The following is a 23,894-nucleotide window of genomic DNA, read 5'->3' on the forward strand; positions in this document are numbered from 1 at the left end:
ACCAAGCGTACGACTTGCCGCGCGGGCGTCCGAGGGGTTTTCCACCCTGCTCCTGGCCGGAGGTCAGACCGGGTGGCGGAAGCCCAGGGTGGGGACGGCTCTTCTCAGGGGCCAGGTGCGGGCGGCGCCCGGGAGGAGGTCGGTCAGGAAGGTGTAGCGGCGCAGGGCCGAGGGGTCCTGGTGGGCCAGGGTGCGGACCTTCTGCCACCAGCCCGCGATCTCCGCCCATCCCGGCGCCGACAGCGAGCCCCCGAATTCCTGGACCGACAGCGCCGCCGTGAGCCCCGCGAAGGCGAGCCGGTCCGCGAGGGGCCACCCGGCCAGGGTGCCGGTGACGAAGCCCGCCACGAAGACGTCACCCGCTCCGGTCGGGTCCAGAGCCTCCACCTCGATGGCCGGTACGTCCGCCGTCTCGCCCGTCGCGCCGTCCACCGCGTACGCGCCCTCGGACCCCATCGTCACCACCGCGAGCGGCACCTTGTCGGCCAGGGCGCGGGCCGCCGCGCGCGGGCAGTCGGTGCGGGTGTAGGCCATCGCCTCGGCCGCGTTGGGCAGGAACGCCTCGCAGTGTTCGAGGTCGGGGAGCTCCGCCAGGTCCCAGCGGCCGGTGTCGTCCCAGCCGACGTCCGCGAAGACCCGGGCGCCGGAGCGTGCCGCGTCCGCGATCCAGCCCTCGCGCCGTCCCGGCGCCAGGGAGGCGACGGCGGCCCGGGCGCGGGGCGGGCAGTTGGGCGCGGACAGTTCGTGGGGCGCCTCGTGGCCGTGGCTGACCATCGTGCGTTCGCCCTCGTACGCCATGGAGACGGTGACCGGGGAGTGCCAGCCGGGCACGGTGCGCGACAGCGACAGGTCGATGCCCTCGCCCTGTTCGAGCGCGTCCCAGCAGTACTCGCCGTAGTGGTCGTCGCCGAAGGCCGCGGCCAGCGAGGTGCGCAGGCCGAGGCGGGCGAGCGCGGTGGCCATGTTGGCGACGCCGCCGGGGCTCGAACCCATGCCGCGCGCCCAGGACTCGGTGCCGCGGACGGGGGCGGAGTCGAGCCCGGTGAAGATGATGTCGAGGAAGACCGTGCCGGTGAGGAAGACGTCGCAGGGCGGATCGCGCGGGTCCCGCAGCCCGTCGAGCGGGTCGAGCCGGGCGGACCGGCGCGGCTCGGCGCCCGGGGCGTGACGGTGCTCGGGCGGGGAGTCGGCGCCGGCTGGACGGTGCCATTCGGCGGGCGCGTGACCGCGCTCGGGCGGGGACTGCGGGCCGGGCCGCTGGGGCTCGTGGGGCGGCTGCTCTCTGCTGGATCGTGTCGTCACGGCGGGCTCTCCGTTCGCGTACAGATCTGGCAAGTCTGCCCGATGTACGCCCGCCGGGGGCCGCTACCAGCGCGGCAGCACCGGAGTCGTCCAGTCCGCGTGCTCCGGTGCCCGGCGCATCGCGGCCGCGTCGTCGCGGTCGCGCAGGGTGCCGTCGTCGTCGAGCCAGCGCCGGTGGAGGCGGGCGAGTTCGACGGGGTCGAGTTCGACGCCGAGTCCGGGGGCGTCGGAAACCTTCAGGCGCCCGTCGCGGAACACGTGCCGGGTGGTGATCACGTCTTCGGTCTGCCACGGGTAGTGGGTGTCGCAGGCGTAGTCGAGGTTGGGGACGGTCGCCGCGACGTGGGTCATGGCGGCGAGGCTGATCCCCATGTGGGTGTTGGAGTGCATGGACATGCCCACCCCGAACGCCCGGCAGATCGCGGCCAGTTCGCGTGTGTTGCGAAGGCCGCCCCAGTAGTGGTGGTCGGACAGGACCACCTGGACGGCGTCGGTCAGGAACGCCTGCCGGATCTCGGGGAACGTCGTCACGCACATGTTGGTGGCGAGCGGCACGCCCGTGCCCCGGGACACCTCGGCCATCGCGGCCGTGCCCGGCGCCGGGTCCTCCAGGTATTCGAGTACGTCCGCGAGTTCGGCGGCGACCCCGAGCGAGGTCCGGGGCGTCCAGCCGCCGTTGGGGTCGAGCCGGAGCGGGTGGCCGGGGAAGGCGGCGGCCAGGGCGCGGATCGCGGCGATCTCCTGCTCGGGCGGGAAGACACCGCCCTTGAGCTTGAAGGAGGTGAAGCCGTGCTCGCGGACGAAGCGGCGGGCCTGCTCGACGATCCCGGCGGGGTCGAGGGCCGCACCCCAGGAATCCTTCTCGCCCGCGCCGCCCGGGTGTTCGGCCCAGCGGTAGAAGAGGTAGGCGCTGTACTCCACGCTGTCGCGGATCCTGCCGCCGAGCAGGGTGTGGACGGGCACGCCCTGGACCTTGCCGAGCGCGTCCAGGCAGGCCACCTCGAACGCGGAGACGACGGACAGGCGCAGCTTGTCGGCGGTCCGGGCGCCGCGCAGCCCGCCGACGTCGACCGAGTCGTCCACCAGGGAGTCAGCCACCCCGATCTTGTTCATCAACGTGAACATCTCATTGAGGTCGGCGAGGTCGTGCCCGATCAGCGCCTCGGCGAACGGGCGGGCCAGTTCGAGGTATGCGGTGTCGCCGTACGTCTCGCCGAGCCCGGTGATCCCGTCGGCCGTGACGACCTCGACGACCAGGCGGGGCGTATAGGGCTGGTGCACACCCTGGACGTTGAGGAGCGGGGGGTCGGAGATGAGGACGGGGGTGAGCCGCACCTCGGCGATCCGCTGTCCGCGCACGACCCATCACTCCTCATGCGATCAAGAGAAATCAATAAAGATCTCGTCCATCAATAAGAATTGAGACTAGGTATGTGAACTTCTCGACGTCAAGGGTGCCGTCCTCCGGCGACCGCCCCAACTCCCCTCCCCCGGAGAGAAATTCGCTCATTTACCCGACCAACCCCAGGCCAAACAACATGTGACCCAGATCACTGACTCTCGGCTTTTCGCGCACTCCGGACGCTTGATACAAATTGGGCCCGCGTTCCCGTACAACACCGGGCGCATCCCCCCTCTTTGACCTCCCTGCCCCACGGGCACTGTTCCTTGGAACGCCCATGTCCGCACGCTCTCGTGCCGCCTGGCCCCTGGTCGCCGTCTTCACCGCCGGTTACCTCGCCGCGTACCTCCTTCCCACCGTCGTCGGCCGCCTCTCAGCCGGGCTCGGGCTCTCGCCCGCAGAGGCCGGACTGGTCGGCTCCACCCTGCTGCTGAGCTCGGCGACGGCCGGTTTCACCCTGGCCTCACGAGTCGAGCGGCACGGCCCGCGCCGCCTCGCCAGGCTCGGCCTGCTCCTCGCGATCACGGGGTACGGCGGCGCCGCCCTGACCACCCTGGTCCCGCTCGTGGTGGCGGGCGCGGTGGTCGGCGGCCTCGGCTCCGGTACGGCCACGGCGGTGGCCGCCGCCGGTATCGCCGCCCAGCGCGACCCCCACCGGGCCTCCACGCTGGGCCTGCTCTCGGTCTCCGCGACGGCGGGCGCGCTCTATCTGACGATCCCTCACCTCGGCGGCGGGCACGCGACGCCGCTGGCCGCGATCGCGGTGGTGGCGGCGCTGGTGTGGCCCGCGACGCGGCGGCTTCCGGACAGCTACGGACCGGGCCGGCCGGTGGACACCGTCGAGCCCATGGGCGTACGGCTCCCCCACCGCCGCTCCGGTACGGTCCTGGCCGCGACCATGCTCTGCTGGTCCCTCGCGCAGAACGCGCTGTGGGGGGTGAGCGGGCGGATCGGCCTCACCCAGGCCGGGCTGACCGAGGTCACCGTCGGCATGGTGTTCGCGGCGGGGCTCGGCGCGGGGCTGCTCGGCGTACTCGGTGCGGGTGCGCTCGGCGCGCGGCTCGGGCGGGCGGTGCCGATCGGGGCGGGTACGGCGATCATCGCGTGCTGCATCGTGGCGAGTTCGTCGGCGCGGGGCCTGGTGTCCTTCGCGTCCGGCGAGATCCTCTGGAACGTCTTCTACCCCGTGGTCCTCTCGTACCTGATCGGCCTGTCCGCGTCGCTCGACCCGCGCGGCCGCTGGGCGGTACTCGCCGGCTCGGCCTCCTCGCTCGGGGTGGCCTGCGGGCCGCTCACGGGCAGCCTGCTCTCGGAGTACGCGGGGTACCGGGTCATGGGGTTCGTGCTGTGCACGCTGCTCCTGCTGATCGCCGCGCCGATGACGGCGGTCGCACTGCACACGGCCGGGCGGCCGCTCGTCCCGGGCTCCATCCGGCGCCGGGGCGGTGCGGCGGCGGCCGTGGCCGCGGGCCGGGCGGGGGCCTCGTCCGCGCTGCTTCCGCAGATCGGGGTGCCGGAGCAGGAGGTCGCGGAGATCCCGATCACCTCGCGAGCGAGGCGCCGCCGCAAGGTCCTGGCGTCCTAGCCTTCCCCGCCCCACCGCTTCCCGCTGTGACACTCCTCGGGAAGGGGCGGGGCGGGGTGGGGGCTACTCCGTGTCGAAGTCGTACGCCTCCACCTCGGCCAGGTACCGCTCCCGCCGCGCCTCCTCGTCGTCCAGGAACGCCGCCTCGAACGAGTTCCGCGCCAACTCCCGAAGGCGCTCGCGGGACACCCCGAGCGCCTCCCGCACCGCGTGGAACGTGTCGTCCACGTACCCCCCGAAGTACGCCGGGTCGTCGGAGTTGACCGTGCACAGCAGCCCCGCGTCCATCATCGCGGGCAGCGGGTGGTCCTCCAGGGTGTCGATCGCGCGCAGCCGTACGTTCGAGAGGGGGCACAGGGTGAGGGGGATGCGGTCCCGGGCCAGGCGGGCCACCAGTTCCGGGGATTCCAGCGCGCGCAGGCCGTGGTCGATGCGCTCCACGCCCAGCACGTCGAGCGCCTCGGTGATGTACTCCGGCGGCCCCTCCTCCCCCGCGTGCGCCACCCTGCGCAGCCCGAGCGCGGCGGCCAGCTCGTACACCTCGCGGAACTTGGCCGGGGGGTGGCCGACCTCCGCCGAGTCGAGCCCGACGCCCGTGATCCGGTCCAGGTAGGGCCGGGCCGCCTCCAGTGTGAGCAGCGCCGACTCGGCCGACTCGTCCCGCAGGAAGCAGAGGATGAGGCGGGTCGAGATCCCGTGCTGCTCCTCGCTCACGGACAGGGCGCGCCACAGGCCCTCCACCACCGTGCCGATGGGCACGCCCCGCGCGATGTGCGCCTGCGGGTCGAAGAAGATCTCGGCGTGGCGCACGCCCTGGGCGGCGGCCCGGGTCAGGTACGCGTCGGCCAGCGAGGCGAAGTCGTCCTCCGTCCGGAGCACCGTCATCAGCGAGTAGTACAGGTTCAGGAAGGACTGCAGGTCGTCGAAGAGGTACGCCTTGCGCAGCTCCTCGGTGTCGGCGTACGGCAGCTCGACGCCGTTGCGGGCGGCGAGTTCGAAGGCCAGCTCGGGTTCGAGGGTGCCTTCGATGTGGAGGTGGAGTTCGGCCTTGGGGATGGGGAGGGGCATGGGGGACTTTCCAGGGGGGGTGGTGCTTCAGGGGCTTCGGCGGGTGCTTCAGATGGCGGCGGCTGGTGGCGGCTTCAGGTGATGGCGCTCAGGGCGCGCGTTTGGGGACCGGGACCCTGATCAGGTCGGCGGCCACGGTCAGTTCGCCGTCGTACCCGGCGGCCCGTGCCTGGCGCTCGAATTCGTCCGGGTCCGAGTACCGCTGCGAGAAGTGCGTGAGGACCAAGTGGCGTACGCCCGCGTCACGGGCCACCGCCGCCGCCTGACCCACCGTCAAGTGGCCGTGGTCCAGGGCCAGTTGGAAGTCTCCGTCGAGGAACGTCGACTCGATGACCAGCATGTCGCAGCCGTCGGCCAGCGCGCTCACGCCCTCGCACAGGCGGGTGTCCATGACGAAGGCGAACCGCTGTCCCCGCCGGACCTCGCTGACGTCGTCGAGGGTGACGCCGTTCAGCTCGCCCTCGCGCTGGAGGCGTCCCACGTCGGGGCCCTTGATGCCGTGCTCGGCGAGCAGCTCGGGCAGTATCCGGCGGCCGTCCGGCTCGACGATCCGGTAGCCGTACGACTCGACGGGGTGCGAAAGGCGGCGCGCCTGAAGGCTGTACGAGGCCGTCGCGGCCAGCATCGCGCCCTCCCCCGCGACCGGCGCCTGGCGAAGCGGCACGGATTCGCGGTAGGCGGTGGCGTACCGCAGCCGTTCGAAGAAGTGCTCGCCGCTGAGCGGGTAGTGCGCGGTGACCGGGTGCGGGACCCGGTCGAGGTTGATCCGCTGGATCACCCCGGCCAGGCCCAGCGAGTGGTCGCCGTGGAAGTGCGTGACGCAGATCCGGTTGATGTCGTGGGCGGCGACCCCGGCCCGCAGCATCTGCCGCTGAGTGCCCTCGCCGGGGTCGAAGAGGATGCCCTCGCCGTCCCAGCGCAGCAGATAGCCGTTGTGGTTGCGGTGCCGGGTGGGGACCTGGCTGGCGGTGCCGAGCACCACCAATTCACGTACGGACACGGTGGGTTGCCTTGCTGTGCGGACTGTGCGGGGTGGTTGGAGTAAGTGTCCGAACAGGCTCTTTATCCGGGCGGCCACTGGAGGCCGCGGCCGCCCAGGACGTGCGCGTGCGCGTGGAAGACGGTCTGGCCGGCGCCGCTGCCGGTGTTGAAGACGATCCGGTAGCCGGTGCCGTCGATCTTCTCCTCGCGGGCGACCTCCCCGGCCTCGCGCACCACGTCCGCGAGGATCGTCGGTTCGGCGGCGGCGAGGGCCGCGGCGTCGGGGTGGTGGACCTTCGGGATGACCAGGACGTGGGTGGGCGCCTGGGGGTTTATGTCGCGGAAGGCCACGGTCGTCCCGGTCTCCCGCACGATGGTCGCCGGGACATCGCCCGAGACGATTTTGCAGAACAGGCAGTCGGCCTGCGGTTCTCCGGCCACGGTCCGGTCCTCCTTGGTCGCGTTGATCAGGTAACCGCATGCTACTCAACGCGTTCTGGGGTTCCGGCTCACGGAGCTCACGGGGGGGGCGTTGCTCGGCTCGTGCGCCGCGTGCTACTTGCCCCGGAAGGACTCCGTGACGGTTACGGTCACCGTGACCGTGGGCCGGCCGCCGGGGGCGGGGGTGCCGGGGCCCGTCGTCGGGGCGGGGGCGTTGCAGTTGCCGAGCACGCTGACGTGGAAGACGGTCTTGTCGGCGACCTTGGCGGTCAGGTCGCCCTTGACGCAGCGGCCTTCGACCTCCTGGGTGACCGTTCCCTTGACGGTGATCGGCTTGCCGTCCTTGGTCTCGCCCTGGCAGTTCACGTCGGCGACCTGCTTCGTGGTGCTGCCGGCCGAGGGGGTCGCGCTGGGGCCGCCCTTGAGGTTGGCCGTACAGGTCAGCCACTTGATGTCGACGTGCGCGCGCTGCAGGGCGGCTGTCGCCGTCTGGTCCGTGGTGACCGCGACGGCGGCGGAGTTGAGTCCGCCGACGGGATCGCAGGCGGCGACCCCGCCGACCGCCAGCGCGGCCATGGCCGGCGCCAGCAGGGTGCGGTACACCCTGCGGCGGGCGGTGTGCGGTTCCGTGCGGTGCGACCTCTTGGCCCCCATGAGCGCCAGGGTGCCACCGCGGCCCCGGGTTCGGTAGACCCCTTGCGGCCATCCGCTCGCCTTTTGGTGTGTCCCGGCCAGGGATCGAGTCACCCGCCGCCGGACGCGGGCCGGTCAGGACCAGCGCCCGGTCCGGGCCATCAGCACCGCCGCCGCCACCGTCCCCGCCGTCGACGTGCGCAGCACGCTGCTTCCCAGCCGGTACGGCTTCGCGCCCGCCGCGGCGAACGTGACCAGTTCCTCGGGCGAGACGCCGCCCTCCGGGCCGACCACCAGGACGATCTCGCCCCGGGTGGGGAGGTCGGCCGTGGCCAGGGCGGCCGAGGCGGCGGCCCTGTCCTCGTGCAGGACCATCGCCAGGTCCGCCTCCGCGAGGAGCGCCGCGACCTGCTTCGTCGTCATCGCCTCCCGGACGTCCGGGAAGCGCACCCGGCGGGACTGCTTGCCCGCCTCCCGGGCCGTACTGCGCCATTTCGCAAGGGACTTGAGGCCGCGCTCGCCCTTCCACTGGGTGATGCAGCGCCCGGCCTGCCACGGCACGATCGCGTCGACGCCGGTCTCGGTCATCGTCTCCACGGCGACCTCGCCCCGGTCGCCCTTGGGCAGCGCCTGCACCACGGTGATCCGTACCGCGGGCTCCTCCTCGGTCGCGTACGCCGTGACGCGTACGACCAGGCGGTCCTTGCCCTCGGCCGCGACGACCACGGCGTCCGCCCGGTTCCCGGCGCCGTCGGTCAGGGTCACTTCCTCGTCCGCGTGCAGCCGTTTGACGGAGACGGCGTGCCGGCCCTCCGCCCCGTCCAGGACGAACTCGCCGCCGACCGGCACCTTGTCGACAACGAAGACCGGGGCGGTCATGACTCACTCCTCATGTTTCTCAGGTTCTGCAGTGTCTGGGTCAACTCCGCTGCCGCGTCGTCGAGTTCGGCCGCCAGGACTTCGACGAGCCGCCCCGCCGGGAGCTCCCGGGCGAGGCGGTGGCCCTGGCCCGCCCAGAGCGCCATGCCCTGGGGGTCACCGGCCCCGGCCGCGGCCTTGCGCAGGCCCGCGGTGAGCTGGTGCACCTGGGGGTAGGCGGCGGGGGCGTACGGCCCGTGCTCCCGCATGAAACGGTTCACCAGGCCCCGCGCGGGCCGCCCGGAGAACGCCCGCGTCAACTCCGTACGCACGAAGAGCGGGTTGGTCAGGGCCTGCTTGTGCAGCACGTTCGCGCCCGACTCCGGGCACACCAGGAACGCCGTGCCCAGCTGTGCCGCGTCCGCGCCCGCCGCGAGCACCGCCGCGATCTGCGCGCCGCGCATCAGGCCGCCCGCCGCGACGATCGGCAGCTGGACCGTCTCCCGGACGAGCCCGATCAGCGTGAGCAGCCCGATGCCGTCCCCGCCGGCCTGCGGATCGTCCCGGTGGGTGCCCTGATGGCCGCCCGCCTCGACGCCCTGCACACACACCGCGTCGGCCCCCGCCCACTGCGCGGCCTGTGCCTCCTGGGGGGTGGTCACGGTGACAATCGTGTACGTACCGACCTTCGCGAAGGCGTCGAACACCGGGCGCTCGGGGCAGCCGAAGGTGAACGAGACCACGGGCACCGGGTCCTCGCGCAGGATCGCCAGCTTGGCCTCGTAGTTGTCGTCGCCCCCGCCGTCGGCGTCGCCGAGCGCGGTCTCGTACCAGGACGCCTCGCCGGCCAGTTGGTGGCGGTAGACCTCGATGGCGGCGGGGTCGGTGTGCGGGTCCTGCGGCAGGAACAGGTTGACTCCGAAGGGCTGGTTCGTCAGCCCCCGCAGCTGCTTGATCTCCTGGTACATGCCGTCGGCGGTCTTGTACCCGGCGGCCAGGAACCCGAGCCCTCCGGCCTCGGAGACGGCCGCGGCCAGCGCCGGACCGGAGGCGCCGCCCGCCATGGGCGCCTGCACGATCGGATACCGGCAGAGATCGGTCAAAGCCATGCCCGCATCGTGCCACGCTGTTGCTCTCGCACCGAATCGCCTGTTCCTCCCGGGGTGGGTGACCCTGGCCACCCTGCTCCCAGAACAGAAAAAAGGGGGCTACGGGTCAACCCGTAGCCCCCTCCCAGAACTCAGCGCCCGTTGAACGCGTCCTTCAGGCGGGAGAACAGGCCCTGCTGGCCCGGCTGGAACTGGCCCGTGGGGCGTTCCTCTCCGCGGAGTTTGGCCAGCTGGCGCAGCAGGTCCTCCTGCGCGGGGTCCAGCTTGCTCGGGGTCAGGACCTCGACGTGCACGATGAGGTCACCGCGGCCGCCGCCGCGCAGATGCGTGATGCCGCGGCCGTGCAGCGGGATGGACTGGCCGGACTGGGTGCCCGGGCGGATGTCCACCTCCTCCATGCCGTCGAGCGTCTGGAGCGGCACCTTCGTGCCGAGCGACGCCGCCGTCATGGGGATGGTGACCGTGCAGTGCAGATCGTCGCCGCGGCGCTGGAACACGTCGTGCGCCAGCTCGTGGATCTCCACGTACAGGTCGCCGGCGGGGCCGCCGCCGGGGCCGACCTCGCCCTCGCCCGCGAGCTGGATCCGGGTGCCGTTGTCGACACCGGCCGGGATCTTCACCGTGAGGGTGCGCCGCGAGCGGATGCGCCCGTCGCCCGCGCACTCCGGGCACGGGGTGGGGACCACGGTGCCGAAGCCCTGGCACTGGGGGCAGGGCCGCGACGTCATGACCTGGCCCAGGAAGGACCGGGTGACCTGGGACACCTCGCCGCGGCCGCGGCACATGTCACAGGTCTGCGCGGAGGTGCCGGGGGCCGCGCCCTCGCCCGAACAGGTCGTACACACCACGGCGGTGTCGACCTGGATCTCCTTGGTGGTGCCGAAGGCCGCCTCGTTGAGGTCGATCTCCAGGCGGATCATGGCGTCCTGGCCACGGCGGGTCCGCGAGCGCGGGCCGCGCTGCGAGGCCGTGCCGAAGAAGGCGTCCATGATGTCCGAGAAGTTGCCGAAGCCGCCCGCGCCGAAGCCGCCGGCCCCGCCTCCGCCGCCCGACGACGACAGCGGGTCCCCGCCGAGGTCGTACACCTGCTTCTTCTGCGGGTCCGACAACACCTCGTACGCGGCGTTGATCTCCTTGAAGCGCTCCTGCGTCTTCGGGTCCGGATTCACATCCGGGTGGAGTTCGCGTGCGAGGCGCCGGAACGCCTTCTTGATCTCGTCCTGTGATGCGTCGCGGCGCACGCCGAGTACGGCGTAGTAGTCCGTGGCCACTTACGACTCCGCCAGGATCTGTCCGACGTAACGTGCCACTGCGCGTACCGCTCCCATCGTTCCGGGGTAATCCATGCGGGTCGGTCCGACCACGCCGAGTTTGGCGACCGCCTCGCCGCCGGAACCGTAGCCGACCGATACGACGGACGTGGAGTTCAGTCCCTCATGGGCGTTGTTCTCGTGCCCGATGCGTACGGTCATGCCCGATTCCTTGGCCTCGCCGAGCAGCTTGAGGAGCACGACCTGCTCCTCCAGCGCCTCCAGCACCGGCCTGATGGTCAGCGGGAAGTCGTGTCCGAAGCGGGTGAGATTGGCGGTTCCGCCGATCATCAGCCGCTCCTCGGTCTCTTCGACCAGGGTTTCGAGGAGGGTGGCGAGGACCGTCGAAACGGTTCCTCGGTCCTCCGGTTCAAAGGACTCCGGCAGGTCCTGCACCAGCTGCGGCACGTCCGCGAAGCGGCGCCCCACCACCCGTGCGTTGAGCCGGGCCCGCAGGTCCGCGAGGGAGGCCTCGCCGAACGGCGCCGGGCAGTCGACCATGCGCTGCTCGACGCGCCCGGTGTCGGTGATCAGCACCAGCATCAGCCGGGCCGCGGCGAGTGAGAGAAGCTCCACATGCCGCACCGTGGACCGGGTCAGCGACGGGTACTGGACGACCGCCACCTGCCGGGTCAGCTGCGCGAGCAGCCGCACCGTACGGGCCACGACGTCGTCCAGGTCGACCGCGCTGTCCAGGAAGTTCTGGATCGCGCGGCGCTCCGGCGACGACAGGGGCTTGACGCCCGCGAGCCGGTCGACGAAGAGCCGGTATCCCTTGTCGGTCGGGATCCGGCCGGCGCTGGTGTGGGGCTGGGCGATGAACCCCTCCTCCTCCAGGACGGCCATGTCGTTGCGCACGGTCGCCGGGGACACGCCAAGGGCATGCCGCTCGGTCAGGGCCTTGGACCCCACCGGCTCCTCGGTGCCGACATAGTCCTGGACGATGGCGCGCAGCACTTCAAGCCTGCGTTCACTGAGCATCGCGCACACCTCCAGCTCTCGTCCGTTTGGCACTCACTGTGTTCGAGTGCCAGCAATCCCCCGGCCAGTGTACGGCCGACCGGTACGCCCCTAGCAAGGGCGGCCGACCACGCTACCGTGCGGCGTCGCCGGTCGATTGCGGATAGCGTCGCGTCATGGACGTCAGTTGGGAAGAGTTCGGCTGGGAGCGCCTTGGTGACGGGGTCGGGCGCAGGCGCCTGCCGGTCTGGGACGCCACGGCCGGGCTGATCGCCGGGGAGAGCTCGCTCCTCTTGTACGACACCGGTGCGACGCTCCGCGAGGGCGCCGAACTCCGGGCGCAGGCGGAGGCCCTCTTCGGCCGCCGTGTGACCCACATCGCGCTCAGCCACCCCCACTTCGACCACGTTCTGGGCACGGCCGCGTTCTCCGGCGCCGAGGTGTACGGCGCGGTCGGCATCGAGCGTGCCCTGGTCCGCGAGGAGGTGCGCGACTCCGCCGCCCAACAGGGCGTGTCCGCCGAGGACGCCGCCGAGGCGGCCGACCTGCTTGTCGTGCCGCACCACGCGGTGTGCGGCGAGTGGACGCTGGACCTGGGCGGCCGCCAGGTGCTGCTCGCCAACGTCGGCCCGGGTCACAGCGGCCACGACCTCGCTGTCCTCGTCCCCGCGACCGGCGACTCGCCGGAGATCGTCTTCTGCGGCGACCTGGTCGAGGAGTCGGGCGAGCCGCAGGCGGGCGACGACGCGGTGACCTCACGCTGGCCGGCCGCCCTGGACCGGCTGCTCTCGCTGGGCGGCGAGGACGCGGTGTACGTGCCGGGGCACGGGGCGGTGGTGGACGCGGCGTTCGTACGGGCCCAGCGGGATCAACTCGCGGTGCGGTTCGGGGTGTTGTAGGCCGGGCCGCCCTGATCCGGCCCCCGCCACGCCACATCTGCGGGGGCCGCCCCCTCCGCCCCCGACCACCCCGAATAATGGCCCCATGCGTAGCTACAGCCCCGATCTCACCCCGCCCTGGAAGAAGAAGCAGGCGCCCGTGCCCGAGGTGCCTGCCGAGACCGACCTCGTCGTCGAGGAGGCCTCCACCGGATTCTGCGGAGCCGTGATCCGCTGCGAGAAGACGGCCGAGGGGCCGACGGTCACCCTGGAGGACCGCTTCGGCAAGCACCGCGTCTTCCCGCTCGCACCCCGCGGCTTCCTCCTGGAGGGCAAGGTCGTCACCCTCGTACGCCCCTCCGCGTCCGCCCCCGTACGCCCGGCCCGTACCGCTTCCGGATCGCTGGCCGTGCCGGGGGCGCGGGCCCGGGTCGCCCGGACCGGGCGGATCTATGTCGAGGGGCGCCACGACGCGGAGCTCGTGGAACGGGTCTGGGGGGACGACCTCCGGATCGAGGGCGTGGTCGTCGAGTACCTGGAGGGCATCGACGACCTGCCGGCGATCGTCGCCGAGTTCGCACCCGGGCCGGACGCACGGCTGGGGGTTCTGGTGGACCACCTGGTCCCGGGCTCGAAGGAGTCCCGCATCGCGGCGTCCGTGACGCATCCGGATGTGCTGGTGGTGGGGCATCCGTACATCGACGTGTGGGAGGCCGTGAAACCGGCGTCCGTGGGGATCGGGGAGTGGCCGGTCGTGCCGCGTGGGCAGGACTGGAAGACGGGGGTGTGCCGGGCGTTGGGGTGGCCCGAGAACACGGGGGCCGCTTGGCAGCGGATCCTGTCGGGGGTGCGGTCGTACAAGGACCTGGATCCGTCGCTGCTGGGGTCGGTGGAGCGCCTGATCGACTTCGTGACTGCGCCGTAGCCCTCCGGGGGGGGTGCTGGGTACCGGGGCTGGGCAGGATGCACCGGGGCTCCGCCCCAGACCCCGTCGCGCCTGAAGGGCGCTCGTCCTCAAACTCCCCCAAGGCCTTAAGGGCCAGGGGGGACCCCCGTGACAGGCTGGAGGTGCCCGTACCCGGTGCTGTCAGGGGCGCGGGGAACTGCGCGACCAGCCACCCACGGCCCGAGGCCGAAGACGGGTTTAAGGGGCGCGGGGAACTGCGCGAGCAACCCGGCACGGTCCGCGCCCGAAAGGCGGCCCCTTAAGGAGCGCGGGGAACTGCGCAGACCGGCACCCCGCGCTCAGTCCACCAGGTCCCGAACCACCGCATCCGCCAGCAGCCGACCCCGCAGGGTCAGAACAGCCCGCCCGGACGCGAAGGACTCCGCGTCCAGCAGGCCCTCCTCCGCCGCGCGGGACGCCGCCGCCAGGCCCGCCGGGCGCAGCAGGGTCAGCGGGCAGCCCTCACGCAGGCGGAGTTCCAGGAGGATGCGTTCCACCCTGCGGTCCTCCCCCGCCAGGATCTCGCGTCCCGCGCCGGGCGAGCGCCCAGCCGCCAGGGCCGCCGCGTACGCGCCCGGGTGCTTCACGTTCCACCAGCGCACCCCGCCCACATGGCTGTGCGCGCCGGGACCGGCTCCCCACCAGTCCGCCCCGCGCCAGTACAGCTCGTTGTGCAGGCAGCGCCCGGCGGGTGTGGTGGACCAGTTCGAGACCTCGTACCAGGAGTAGCCCGCGGAGCCCAGCACCTCGTCCGCGATGAGGTAGCGGTCGGCGTGCTCGTCGTCGTCCGTCATCGGGACCTCGCCGCGCCGGATCCGGCGGGCGAGCTGGGTGCCTTCCTCGACGATCAGGGCGTACGCGCTGATGTGGTCGGGCCCGGCGCCGACGGCCGCGGCGAGCGAGGCCCGCCAGTCCTCGTCGCTCTCGCCCGGGGTGCCGTAGATCAGGTCCAGGTTGACGTGGTCGAAGCCCGCCGCGCGGGCCTCCGCGACGCATGCCTCGGGCCGGCCCGGGGTGTGCGTGCGGTCGAGGACCTTCAGGACGTGCTGGCGGGCGCTCTGCATGCCGAAGGAGATCCGGTTGAAGCCGCCGGCCCGCAGCTCAGCGAGATAGGCCGGGTCCACCGACTCCGGGTTCGCCTCGGTCGTGATCTCCGCGTCCTCGGCCAGGCCGAACTCGTCCCGTACCGCCGCCAGCATGCGTACGAGGTCGGCTGCCGCGAGCAGCGTGGGGGTGCCGCCGCCGACGAACACCGTCCGCACCGGGCGGGGGTCCTCGGCAAGGACCTTCCGGGCCAGGCGGATCTCCTCGACGACCATGTCCGCGTAGTTGTCGCGGGAGGCCAGGACGCCGCCCCTGCCCACCAGCTCGCTCGCCGTGTACGTGTTGAAATCGCAGTAGCCGCAGCGTGTGGCGCAGTACGGAACATGCAGGTAGAAGCCGAGTGGCCGGTCCCCTGCGCCTTCCAGGGCGTGGCGGGGCAGCGACCCGTCCTCGGGCATGGGCTCACCATCGGGCAGTACGGAAGGCATGCCCCCATTGTCCGGCACGCCCACCCCTGCCTCGACCGGCCCGGCGGGCGGGTCGGTTCAGCTCGCTCGCAGGACGAGCAGCGCGAGATCGTCCGCGGGCGGGACCTCGGCGAAGTCGTACACCGCCTGCTTGATCCGGCCGGCCACGCCGGACGCGGTCAGGCCGACGCAGCCGGCCAGTTCCGTGGCGAGCCCGTCGGCGTCGTCGAACATGCGCGGGCCCGAGCGGCGCTCGGTCACCCCGTCGGTGACGCACAGCAGGGTGTCGCCCGAGGTCAGGCGCAGGCTCTCGCTCTCGTAGCGGGCGCCCTCGACCACGCCGAGCAGGACCTGCGGGACGGCGGCCGCCCGGACCGAGCCGTCGGGCCGGAGGAGCAGGGGCAGCGGGTGTCCGGCGCTGGCCAGGGTGCAGCGGAACGAGGCGCCGTCGGGGTCCGGTACGAGCTCTCCGTAAAGGAGGGAGAGGAAGCGGATCTGCGGGCCGTCGGCTTCCCCCGCGGGGTCCGCCGTCGCGAGGCGGACCGATGCCTCGGCCGCTTCGGTGGCGTCGTCGACGAGCAGCTGGTTGAGGCGGTCGAGGACTTCGTGCACCTCGTACCCCTCGCGGGCGAGCAGGCGCAGCCAGGGCCGGGCGAGGCCGGTCACCACGGCGGCTTCGGGGCCGCTGCCCTGGACGTCGCCGAGTGCGAAGCACCAGCGTCCGTCGGCGCCGGGGAAGACGTCGTAGAAGTCGCCGCCCGCCAGGGCCTGGTTGCTCGGCTCGTAGACGAAGGCGCTGTCGATGCCGGGGATCTCGGCGACCCGGGCGGGCAGCAGGCCGCGTTGGAGCACCCTGCTGATGGTGGCCTGCCGGGTGTACTGGCGGGCCGCGCCGATCGCGAGGGCCACCCGGCGCAGGAAGTCCTCGATCAGGCCGGTGACCTCGTCGGGCAGGCGCGCCAGGCCGGCCCGGCCGAGCAGCAGTACGCCCACTTCGCGGCCGCCCGTGACGAGCCGGTACGCCAGTGCGGCGCCGTCCGCGCCGAGTTCGGCCGTCCGGGGCCAGGGCATCGGCACCGGGCCGCCGCGGGCGGAGGCGGGCAGCCGGGGCGGCTCCTTCTCGACGGCGGCCCGCAGCGGTTCGATGGCGGCCTCCTTCGCGTGCCAGACGCGGGCCAGGCGGGGCGCGGCGAGCGGGCCGCCCGCGTCCTCGTCGAGCCAGATCGCGCACCAGTCGGCGAGCCGGGGCACCAGGAGCTGTCCGGCCAGGGCGGCGATCATGTCCTCGTCGAACTGCCCGGCGAGGAGGTCGGAGGCCTCGGCGAGGAAGGAGAGGGCGCCCCGGTTGATCCAGTCGTGGTCGTGTCGCCGCGGGGTGCGGTGGGGTGTCGGGGCGAGGATCTCGGCGGCGCGCAGGCCGCGTTGGAGGAGTTCGTCGCGGTGGGCGGGGGGCGGCGCGGTGGGCTCGCCGGGGTCCACGGTGAGGCGGGCCCAGACGGTCTTCAGCCCGGTGCGGTAGGTGATGCCCCAGCATTCGGCGAGGGCGGCGACGACATGGAGGCCGCGGCCGTACTCGTACGCCGCGTGCTCGTCCCGGGCCCGGCGCGGTTCGCTGCGTACCGCACGGGAGGGATGGCGGTCGGAGACCTCGATGACGAGGGCGGCGGGTTCCGGCCCGTCTCCTGTCTCCAGACGGCACAGCAGGTCGACGGTCGTGCCCGCGTGGACGACCGCGTTGGTGACCAGCTCGTTCACGAGGATCGCCGCGTCGTAGGCGAACTGGTCGGTGAATTCCGGCACTTGGGCGCAGGCGACCGGGCCGGTCCCGGCCCAGTCGGCAAGGGCGGCTCGTATGAAGCGCCGGGCGGCCGCCGGGGCGAGCGGGTTGCCGGGGAGGCTGGTGCGGGCGGTCGGGCACGCGCCGGGCGCCGCCGGCGGTTTCGGCCCGGCGAGGGCGCCGGACCGCGCCTGTGCTCGTTCGGACGGGTCGTATGAGTTCGGGGGATGCAGGTGGTTCATGCTCTCCCGCTGCGCTGGCAAGGGTCCCACGGTGCGGCTCCTGACCGGTTCTCGCGAATGCGCCGCTCACGACACCGACAGAGTGACAGACTGAGCGGGCCCATAAGCACCGAGTCACCGAAGTGGGCCCGCATGAACAAAGACAGTGGTATGCCACCTGACGAGGACGGCTGGGTCCGCACCTCGGAACTCCGCCCCCTGCTCGCCGCCATGACCGCTCTGCGCGACGGCGACTTCCGGGTACGGCTCCAAGAAGTCCACGAGGGAATACCGGCCGAGCTGGCCGCACTCTTCAACCAGATGGCCGTGCGCAACCAGCACTTCACCGACGAGCTGATGCGGGTGCGCCGGGAGGTGGTCCGGCACGGGCGGCTCGACGAGCGGCTTTCGGCCAGCCCCGGGCAGGGCGCCTGGACCGCCGGCATCAGCCATGCGAACACCCTGCTCGACGCCCTTGTGGTCCCGGCGGCGAACGCGACACGGGTTCTGGACGCGGTGGCGGGCGGCGATCTGACCCAGCGCGTCGATCTGCACGACGGCAACCGGCAGCTGCGCGGCGATCTGCGCCGGCTCGGCCGGGCGGTCAACAAGATGGTCGACCAGCTGTCGCTGTTCACCGGCGAGGTGACCCGGGTCGCGAGAGAGGTCGGCACCGAGGGGCGGCTCGGCGGGCGGGCCAAGGTCCAGGGCCTGAGCGGGAGTTGGCGCGATGTCACCGAGGCCGTGAACACCATGGCCTCGCGCCTGACCGCGCAGGTCCGCGACATCGCGGCGGTGACCACAGCGGTGGCCCGTGGCGATCTGACCCGTACGGTCACGGTCGAGGCGACCGGCGAGCTGCTCGAACTGAAGCTGACCGTGAACACGATGGTCGACCAGCTGTCCGCCTTCGCCGACGAGGTCACCCGCGTGGCCCGCGAAGTCGGCACCGAGGGGCAGCTGGGCGGCCGGGCGCAGGTGCGGGGCGTGTCCGGGGTCTGGAAGGACCTCACCGACAACGTCAACTTCATGGCCTCCAACCTGACTTCACAGGTCCGCAACATCGCCCAGGTCACCACCGCCGTCGCCAACGGCGACCTGTCCCAGAAGATCACCGTCGACGCGCAGGGCGAGATCCTGGAGCTCAAGTCGACGATCAACACCATGGTCGACCAGCTCTCCGCCTTCGCCGACGAAGTGACGAGGGTCGCCCGCGAAGTGGGTACGGAAGGAAACCTCGGGGGGCGCGCCCAGGTGCGCGGGGTGTCCGGGGTGTGGAAGGACCTCACCGAGAACGTCAACTTCATGGCGGACAACCTGACGTCCCAGGTCCGCAACATCGCCCTCGTGTCGACCGCCGTCGCCCAGGGCGACCTCGGCAAGAAGATCACGGTGGAGGCGAAGGGCGAGATCCTGGAGCTGAAGTCGACGATCAACACCATGGTCGACCAGCTCTCCGCCTTCGCCGACGAGGTCACGAGGGTCGCCCGCGAGGTCGGCACCGAGGGCAACCTCGGTGGCCAGGCCCAGGTGCGGGGCGTGGCCGGGGTCTGGAACGACCTGACCGAGAACGTCAACTTCATGGCGTCCAACCTGACGTCCCAGGTCCGCAACATCGCCCAGGTCACCACCGCCGTCGCCAACGGCGACCTGTCGAAGAAGATCACTGTGGACGCCCGGGGTGAGATCCTGGAGCTGAAGGACACCGTCAACACGATGGTCGAGCAGTTGCGCGCCTTCGCCGACGAGGTCACCCGGGTGGCCCGCGAAGTCGGCACGGACGGCCGGCTCGGCGGGCGGGCCCAGGTGCTGGGCGTGTCCGGCGTGTGGAAGGACCTCACCGACAACGTCAACTACATGGCGGACAACCTGACTTCACAGGTCCGCAACATCGCCCAGGTCGCGACGGCCGTCGCCCAGGGCGACCTGTCGAAGAAGATCGACGTGGACGCGCGCGGCGAGATCCTGGAGCTGAAGACCACCATCAACACCATGGTGGACACGCTGTCCTCGTTCTCCTCCGAGGTCACCCGGGTGGCCCGCGAGGTGGGCTCCGAGGGCCAGCTCGGCGGCCAGGCAAGGGTCGAGGGCGTGTACGGGACGTGGAAGCGCCTGACGACCAACGTCAACGAACTCGCCCTGAACCTCACCACCCAGGTCCGCGCGATCGCCGAGGTCGCCTCGGCCGTCGCCCAGGGCGACATGTCGCGCTCGATCACCGTGGAGACGCGGGGCGAGGTCTCCGAGCTGAAGGACAACATCAACCTGATGGTGTCCAACCTGCGCGAGACGACCCGCGCCAAGGACTGGCTGGAGTCCAATCTGGCCCGTCTGGCCGGGCTCATGCAGGGCCACCGGGACCTGATGGAGGTCGCGGACCTGATCCTGCGCGAGCTGACCCCGCTGGTGAACGCCCAGTACGGCGCGTTCTTCCTGGCGGACCCGGACGGCGACGGCACCCCGTCCCGCACCACCAGCGCCACCAAGGGGCTCGCCTTCATCGCCGGGTACGGCTCGGCGCAGGGCGCGACCGTGGACACGACCGGCATGCCGGGGCACGGCCTGGTCCGCCAGGCGGCCCTGGAGAAGAAGCGGATCCTCCTGGAGGAGGCGCCACCGGACTACATCAAGATCAACTCGGGGCTCGGCGAGGCATCCCCCGCCAGTGTCGTCATCATCCCGATCCTCTTCGAGGACAAGCTGCTCGGCGTGATCGAGCTGGCGTCCTTCTCCCGCTTCTCCGACGTCCACCTGGCCTTCTTCGACCAGTTCGTGAACACCATCGGCGTCGCGATCAACACCATCATCGCCAACTCCCGTACGGAGTCGCTCCTGAGCGAGTCCCAGCGGCTCGCCGTCCAGCTCCAGGAGCGCTCGGACGAACTCCAGCGCCAGCAGGCCGAGTTGCAGCGCTCGAACGCCGAACTGGAGGAGAAGGCCGCCCTGTTGGCGACCAGCTCGCAGTACAAGTCGGAGTTCCTGGCGAACATGTCGCACGAGCTGCGCACACCGCTCAACTCGCTGCTGATCCTCGCCCGGCTGCTCTCCGACAACCCGGACGCCCATCTGTCCGACCAGGAGGTGCAGTTCGCCACCACGATCCACCGCTCCGGCTCCGACCTGCTCCAGCTGATCAACGACATCCTGGACCTGTCGAAGATCGAGGCGGGCCGCATGGACGTACGCCCCAAGAAGCTCCCCCTCATCAAGGTCCTGGACTACGTCCACGCCACCTTCCGCCCCATCACCCTCGACCGCGGCCTCGCCTTCGAGGTGGCGGTGGGCGAGGACGTGCCGCGCGAGATGTACTCCGACGAGCAGCGCCTCCAGCAGATCCTGCGCAACCTGCTGTCCAACGCCATCAAGTTCACCTCGTCGGGCCGTGTCGAGCTGCGCGTCACCCGCGTCAAGGACCCGGAGAACGGGGTGCTGCACGGCGCCGACGATCTGATCGCCTTCGCCGTACGGGACACGGGCATCGGCATCGCGCCCGAGAAGCTCCCGGTGATCTTCGAGGCGTTCCAGCAGGCCGACGGCACCACCAACCGCAAGTACGGCGGCACCGGCCTCGGCCTGTCCATCAGCCGCGAGATCGCCGGGCTGCTCGGCGGCCGCATCATCGCCGAGAGCGAGCCGGGCCAGGGCTCCACCTTCACCCTGTACGTTCCCGTCCTCTACCCGGGACACGTGCCCAGCGAGGCCGACCAGCAGGGCGCCGAGCTCACCCTGAACACCTCCGACCGGCTCTCCGACGAGCACCTGCTGCTGCCCGACCAGGACGACGGCTGGCCCACCGCCAACAAGCTGGAGGAGTGGAAGCGGGGCCGGGCCGGTCAAGTCCTGCCCGGGCGAAGGGTGTTGATCGTCGACGACGACATCCGCAACGTGTTCGCGCTCACCCATGTGCTCGGCCGGGTCGGTATGCCGGTCCTGTACGCGGAGAACGGGCGGGAGGGGATCGAGACCCTGGAGCGCAACCCCGACATCGAGCTCGTCCTGATGGACATCATGATGCCGGAGATGGACGGCTACGAGACGATCGAGGCGATCCGGCGCAGCCCGCTCTGGACCGATCTGCCGATCGTCGCGCTCACCGCGAAGGCGATGCCCGGCGACCGGGAGAAGTCGATCGCCCAGGGCGCCAACGAATACGTACCCAAGCCCGTGGACGTGGATCTGCTCCTCGGTGTCGTGTGCACCCTGCTGGACCCGGAGGGCCGGGTGGAGGAGGCTGACGGCATCACCCCGTCCGTCCCGGAGCAGCCGAGCGGCTCCGGGGAGTCCGCGGCCGTACCACCGAGCGCATAAGGCGACCTGGCATGAGCACAGAGGCACCACCTGGAGAGAGGGCGAGCATCCTCCTCGTCGACGACATGGAGGACAATCTCATCGCCCTGGAGGCCGTTCTCGGCTCCCTCAACGAGCCGCTGATCAGGGCGCGTTCGGGCGAGGAGGCGATGAAGGCGCTGCTGCGGCGGAAGTTCGCGGTGGTGCTGCTCGACGTGCGGATGCCCGGCATGGACGGCTTCGAGACGGCGTCCAACATCAAGCGGCTCGACCAGACGAAGGACGTGCCGATCATCTTCCTGACCGGCACGGACGCCGACGACGGCTACGCCTTCCGCGGGTACGCCACGGGCGCGGCGGACTTCCTGACCAAGCCGTTCGACCCCTGGGTGCTGCGCGCCAAGGTGAACGTGTTCCTCGAACTGCACCGCAAGAACCGGCAGTTGGAGCGGATGCTGGCGGACGAGCAGAAGCAGCTCGACCTGATCGCCGAGCGGTTCGGCGCGATCGAGGACGAGCTGGCCCGGGGCGAACTCGCCGAGGTGCCGGAGCTGCGCCACCAGATGGCCCGCCTGGAGGACGCCCTGCGGGCCCTCAGACGGGCCCGCAGCAATTGACCAGGCTCACGCCTCGCGGGAGCCCGCGTACATCTCGTCGATGAGGGCCCGGTACTGCCGCTCGACGACCGGACGCTTCAGCTTGAGGCTGGGCGTCAGCTCGCCGTGCTCCACGTCGAGATCGCGCGGCAGCAGCCGGAACTTCTTGATCGTCTGCCAGCGCTGGAGGCCCTCGTTGAGGCGCTTGACGTAGCCGTCGACCAGCTCCACGGTCTTCGGGTCCGCCACGACCTCGGCGTACGCGCCCTCGATGCCCTGTTCCTTGGCCCAGCCGAGGATGGTGGGCTCGTCGAGGGAGATCAGCGCGGTGCAGAAGTTCCGGTCGGCGCCGTGCACCAGGATGTTGGAGACGAACGGGCAGACCGCCTTGAACTGGCCCTCGACCTCGGCGGGCGCGATGTACTTGCCGCCCGAGGTCTTGATGAGGTCCTTCTTGCGGTCGGTGATGCGCAGATAGCCGTCGGCGGACAGCTCGCCGATGTCGCCGGTGTGGAACCAGCCGTCGGACTCCAGGACCTCGGCGGTCTTCTCGGGCAGCCCGTGGTAGCCCTGCATGATGCCGGGGCCGCGCAGCAGGATCTCGCCGTCGTCGGCGATCCGCACCTCGGTGCCGGGCAGCGGCTTGCCGACGGTGCCGGTGCGGTAGGCCTCGCCCGGGTTGACGAAGGAGGCGGCCGAGGACTCGGTGAGGCCGTAGCCCTCCAGGATGTGGATGCCGGCGCCGGCGAAGAAGAAGCCGATCTCGGGCGCGAGCGCCGCCGAGCCGGAGACGCAGGCCCGCAGCCGCCCGCCGAACGCCTCGCGGATCTTGCTGTAGACCAGCGCGTCGGCGACCTTGTGCTTGGCCGAGAGCGCGAAGGGGGCGCCGGGCCGGCCGGTGCGGCGGAAGGTGTCCTGGCTGGCCTTCGCGTACTCGCGGGCCACCTCGGCCGCCCACTGGAAGATCTTGTACTTGGCCCCGCCGCCCTCGCGTGCCTTGCCCGCGACGCCGTTGTAGACCTTCTCGAAGATGCGGGGCACCGCGGCCATGTAGGTCGGCTGGACCACCGGCAGATTCTCGATGATCTTGTCGATGCGGCCGTCGACGGCCGTCACGTGCCCGACCTCGATCTGGCCCGAGGTGAGCACCTTGCCGAAGACGTGCGCGAGCGGCAGCCACAGGTACTGCACGTCGTCGCCGGTGACCAGGCCGGTCGCCGCGATCGCCTTGGCCATGTACGACCAGTTGTCGTGCGGCAGCCGTACGCCCTTGGGCTTGCCGGTCGTGCCGGAGGTGTAGATGAGGGTGGCGAGCTGGTCGGCGGTGATGGCCGCGATGCGCTCCTTGACGGCCTCGGGGTTCTTCTCCAGGTGGGCGGCGCCGCGTGCCTCCAGGTCGGCGAGGCTGAGCACCCAGCCCTCCGGGTCGCCCTCGGCCGCCTCGGCGCCGGCCGGGTCGACGACCACGACGTGCTTCAGGTTCGGCAGCTCGGCGCGGCGCTCGCGGGCCTTGGCCAGCTGGGCCGCGTCCTCGGCGATCAGGACGACGCTCTCGGAGTCGGCCAGGATGAACGCCGACTCCTCGGCGTTGGTGGAGGGGTAGATCGTGGTGGTGGCGGCGCCCGCGCACATCACCCCGAGGTCGGCCAGGATCCACTCGACGCGGGTGGAGGCGGCGAGCGCGACCCGCTCCTCGGCCCGCACCCCGAGGTCGGCCAGGCCCGCGGCGATCGCGTAGACCCGGTCGGCGGCCTGGGCCCAGCTGAGCGACTTCCACTCGTCGGGGGCCTGCCCGGCGCCCGGCACGGGGTAGCGGTAGGCCTCCGCGTCGGGCGTGGCGTCCACGCGCTGGACGAAGAGGGTCGCCACGGACGGCGGCCGATTCTCGATCAAGGTCTGTGTGTCGCTCACGACGTCCTCCGGGCTGGCCTGCGGCAAGGCTGCGCGACTGGCTGGTTGTCCGAGTGCTCTGGCTGTCCGACGCTTGTTTAACTGGCGAGTAACCATCGGGCCGTGATCAGAGTAGAGC

18 protein-coding genes are annotated in these 23,894 nt (G+C 71.6%); 5 read left to right on the forward strand and 13 right to left on the reverse strand.

Annotated features, from left to right (window positions below; genetic code table 11):
• Positions 1-63: 63 nt before the first annotated feature.
• Positions 64-1,113, reverse strand: a complete 1,050-nt coding sequence (locus tag ACWC2B_RS01865) for a carbohydrate kinase family protein (RefSeq protein WP_450714545.1) — start codon at positions 1,111-1,113, stop codon at positions 64-66.
• 252 nt (positions 1,114-1,365) lie between these two features.
• Positions 1,366-2,661 carry a glucarate dehydratase family protein gene (locus tag ACWC2B_RS01870; RefSeq protein ID WP_450714451.1) on the reverse strand — a complete coding sequence of 432 codons (1,296 nt, stop codon included), beginning with the start codon at positions 2,659-2,661 and terminating at the stop codon, positions 1,366-1,368.
• 320 nt (positions 2,662-2,981) lie between these two features.
• Between ACWC2B_RS01870 and ACWC2B_RS01875 the strand changes: the two genes are divergently transcribed.
• Positions 2,982-4,289: an MFS transporter gene (locus tag ACWC2B_RS01875; protein ID WP_450714452.1), complete on the forward strand. Its 1,308-nt coding sequence runs from the start codon at positions 2,982-2,984 to the stop codon at positions 4,287-4,289.
• A gap of 63 nt (positions 4,290-4,352) precedes the next feature.
• On the opposite strand, the gene ACWC2B_RS01880 is transcribed toward ACWC2B_RS01875, so the two are convergent.
• The 8 genes from ACWC2B_RS01880 to hrcA form a co-directional block, all read right to left on the reverse strand.
• Positions 4,353-5,357, reverse strand: a complete 1,005-nt coding sequence (locus ACWC2B_RS01880; protein ID WP_450714453.1) for an adenosine deaminase — start codon at positions 5,355-5,357, stop codon at positions 4,353-4,355.
• Between the two features lie 88 nt (positions 5,358-5,445).
• Entirely contained in the window at positions 5,446-6,357 is a 912-nt protein-coding gene (locus tag ACWC2B_RS01885) for a ribonuclease Z (protein WP_450714454.1), read from the reverse strand.
• 62 nt (positions 6,358-6,419) lie between these two features.
• Positions 6,420-6,779, reverse strand: a complete 360-nt coding sequence (locus tag ACWC2B_RS01890) for a histidine triad nucleotide-binding protein (RefSeq protein WP_450714455.1) — start codon at positions 6,777-6,779, stop codon at positions 6,420-6,422.
• A gap of 114 nt (positions 6,780-6,893) precedes the next feature.
• Positions 6,894-7,433: a hypothetical protein gene (locus ACWC2B_RS01895; protein WP_450714456.1), complete on the reverse strand. Its 540-nt coding sequence runs from the start codon at positions 7,431-7,433 to the stop codon at positions 6,894-6,896.
• Between the two features lie 114 nt (positions 7,434-7,547).
• Positions 7,548-8,291 (reverse strand): 16S rRNA (uracil(1498)-N(3))-methyltransferase, encoded by a 744-nt coding sequence (locus ACWC2B_RS01900; protein WP_450714457.1) that lies wholly within the window; start codon positions 8,289-8,291, stop codon positions 7,548-7,550.
• The gene (locus tag ACWC2B_RS01905; RefSeq protein ID WP_450714458.1) at positions 8,288-9,379 is read right to left on the reverse strand and encodes a nitronate monooxygenase; all 1,092 of its coding nucleotides are present in this window, start codon (positions 9,377-9,379) and stop codon (positions 8,288-8,290) included. The genes ACWC2B_RS01900 and ACWC2B_RS01905 overlap by 4 nt, the downstream gene beginning before the upstream one ends.
• A 131-nt stretch (positions 9,380-9,510) precedes the next feature.
• Positions 9,511-10,650: a molecular chaperone DnaJ gene (gene dnaJ, locus ACWC2B_RS01910; protein WP_450714459.1), complete on the reverse strand. Its 1,140-nt coding sequence runs from the start codon at positions 10,648-10,650 to the stop codon at positions 9,511-9,513.
• Positions 10,651-11,670, reverse strand: coding sequence for a heat-inducible transcriptional repressor HrcA (gene hrcA, locus ACWC2B_RS01915; RefSeq protein WP_053726096.1), 1,020 nt, complete (start codon positions 11,668-11,670; stop codon positions 10,651-10,653).
• 155 nt (positions 11,671-11,825) lie between these two features.
• On the opposite strand from hrcA, the gene ACWC2B_RS01920 reads away from it, so the two are divergent.
• Positions 11,826-12,548, forward strand: coding sequence for an MBL fold metallo-hydrolase (locus tag ACWC2B_RS01920; protein WP_450714460.1), 723 nt, complete (start codon positions 11,826-11,828; stop codon positions 12,546-12,548).
• Positions 12,549-12,633: 85 nt separating this feature from the next.
• Positions 12,634-13,452, forward strand: a complete 819-nt coding sequence (locus ACWC2B_RS01925; RefSeq protein WP_450714461.1) for a DUF3097 domain-containing protein — start codon at positions 12,634-12,636, stop codon at positions 13,450-13,452.
• Between the two features lie 320 nt (positions 13,453-13,772).
• Here the strand turns inward: ACWC2B_RS01925 and hemW are convergent, their stop codons facing one another.
• On the reverse strand, positions 13,773-15,005 hold the full coding sequence (gene hemW / locus ACWC2B_RS01930; protein ID WP_450714462.1) for a radical SAM family heme chaperone HemW: 1,233 nt from the start codon (positions 15,003-15,005) through the stop codon (positions 13,773-13,775).
• 57 nt (positions 15,006-15,062) lie between these two features.
• A complete protein-coding gene (locus ACWC2B_RS01935) occupies positions 15,063-17,033 on the reverse strand; it encodes a SpoIIE family protein phosphatase (RefSeq protein ID WP_450714463.1) in 1,971 nt (656 codons plus the stop codon).
• 180 nt (positions 17,034-17,213) lie between these two features.
• On the opposite strand from ACWC2B_RS01935, the gene ACWC2B_RS01940 reads away from it, so the two are divergent.
• The gene (locus ACWC2B_RS01940; protein WP_450714546.1) at positions 17,214-21,290 is read left to right on the forward strand and encodes a HAMP domain-containing protein; all 4,077 of its coding nucleotides are present in this window, start codon (positions 17,214-17,216) and stop codon (positions 21,288-21,290) included.
• Positions 21,291-21,301: 11 nt separating this feature from the next.
• Positions 21,302-21,886 (forward strand): response regulator, encoded by a 585-nt coding sequence (locus tag ACWC2B_RS01945; protein WP_450714464.1) that lies wholly within the window; start codon positions 21,302-21,304, stop codon positions 21,884-21,886.
• Positions 21,887-21,892: 6 nt separating this feature from the next.
• Here the strand turns inward: ACWC2B_RS01945 and ACWC2B_RS01950 are convergent, their stop codons facing one another.
• A complete protein-coding gene (locus ACWC2B_RS01950; protein ID WP_450714465.1) occupies positions 21,893-23,776 on the reverse strand; it encodes an AMP-dependent synthetase/ligase in 1,884 nt (627 codons plus the stop codon).
• Between the last annotated feature and the right edge of the window lie 118 nt (positions 23,777-23,894).

The organism is Streptomyces sp. NPDC001415, from assembly GCF_053597395.1.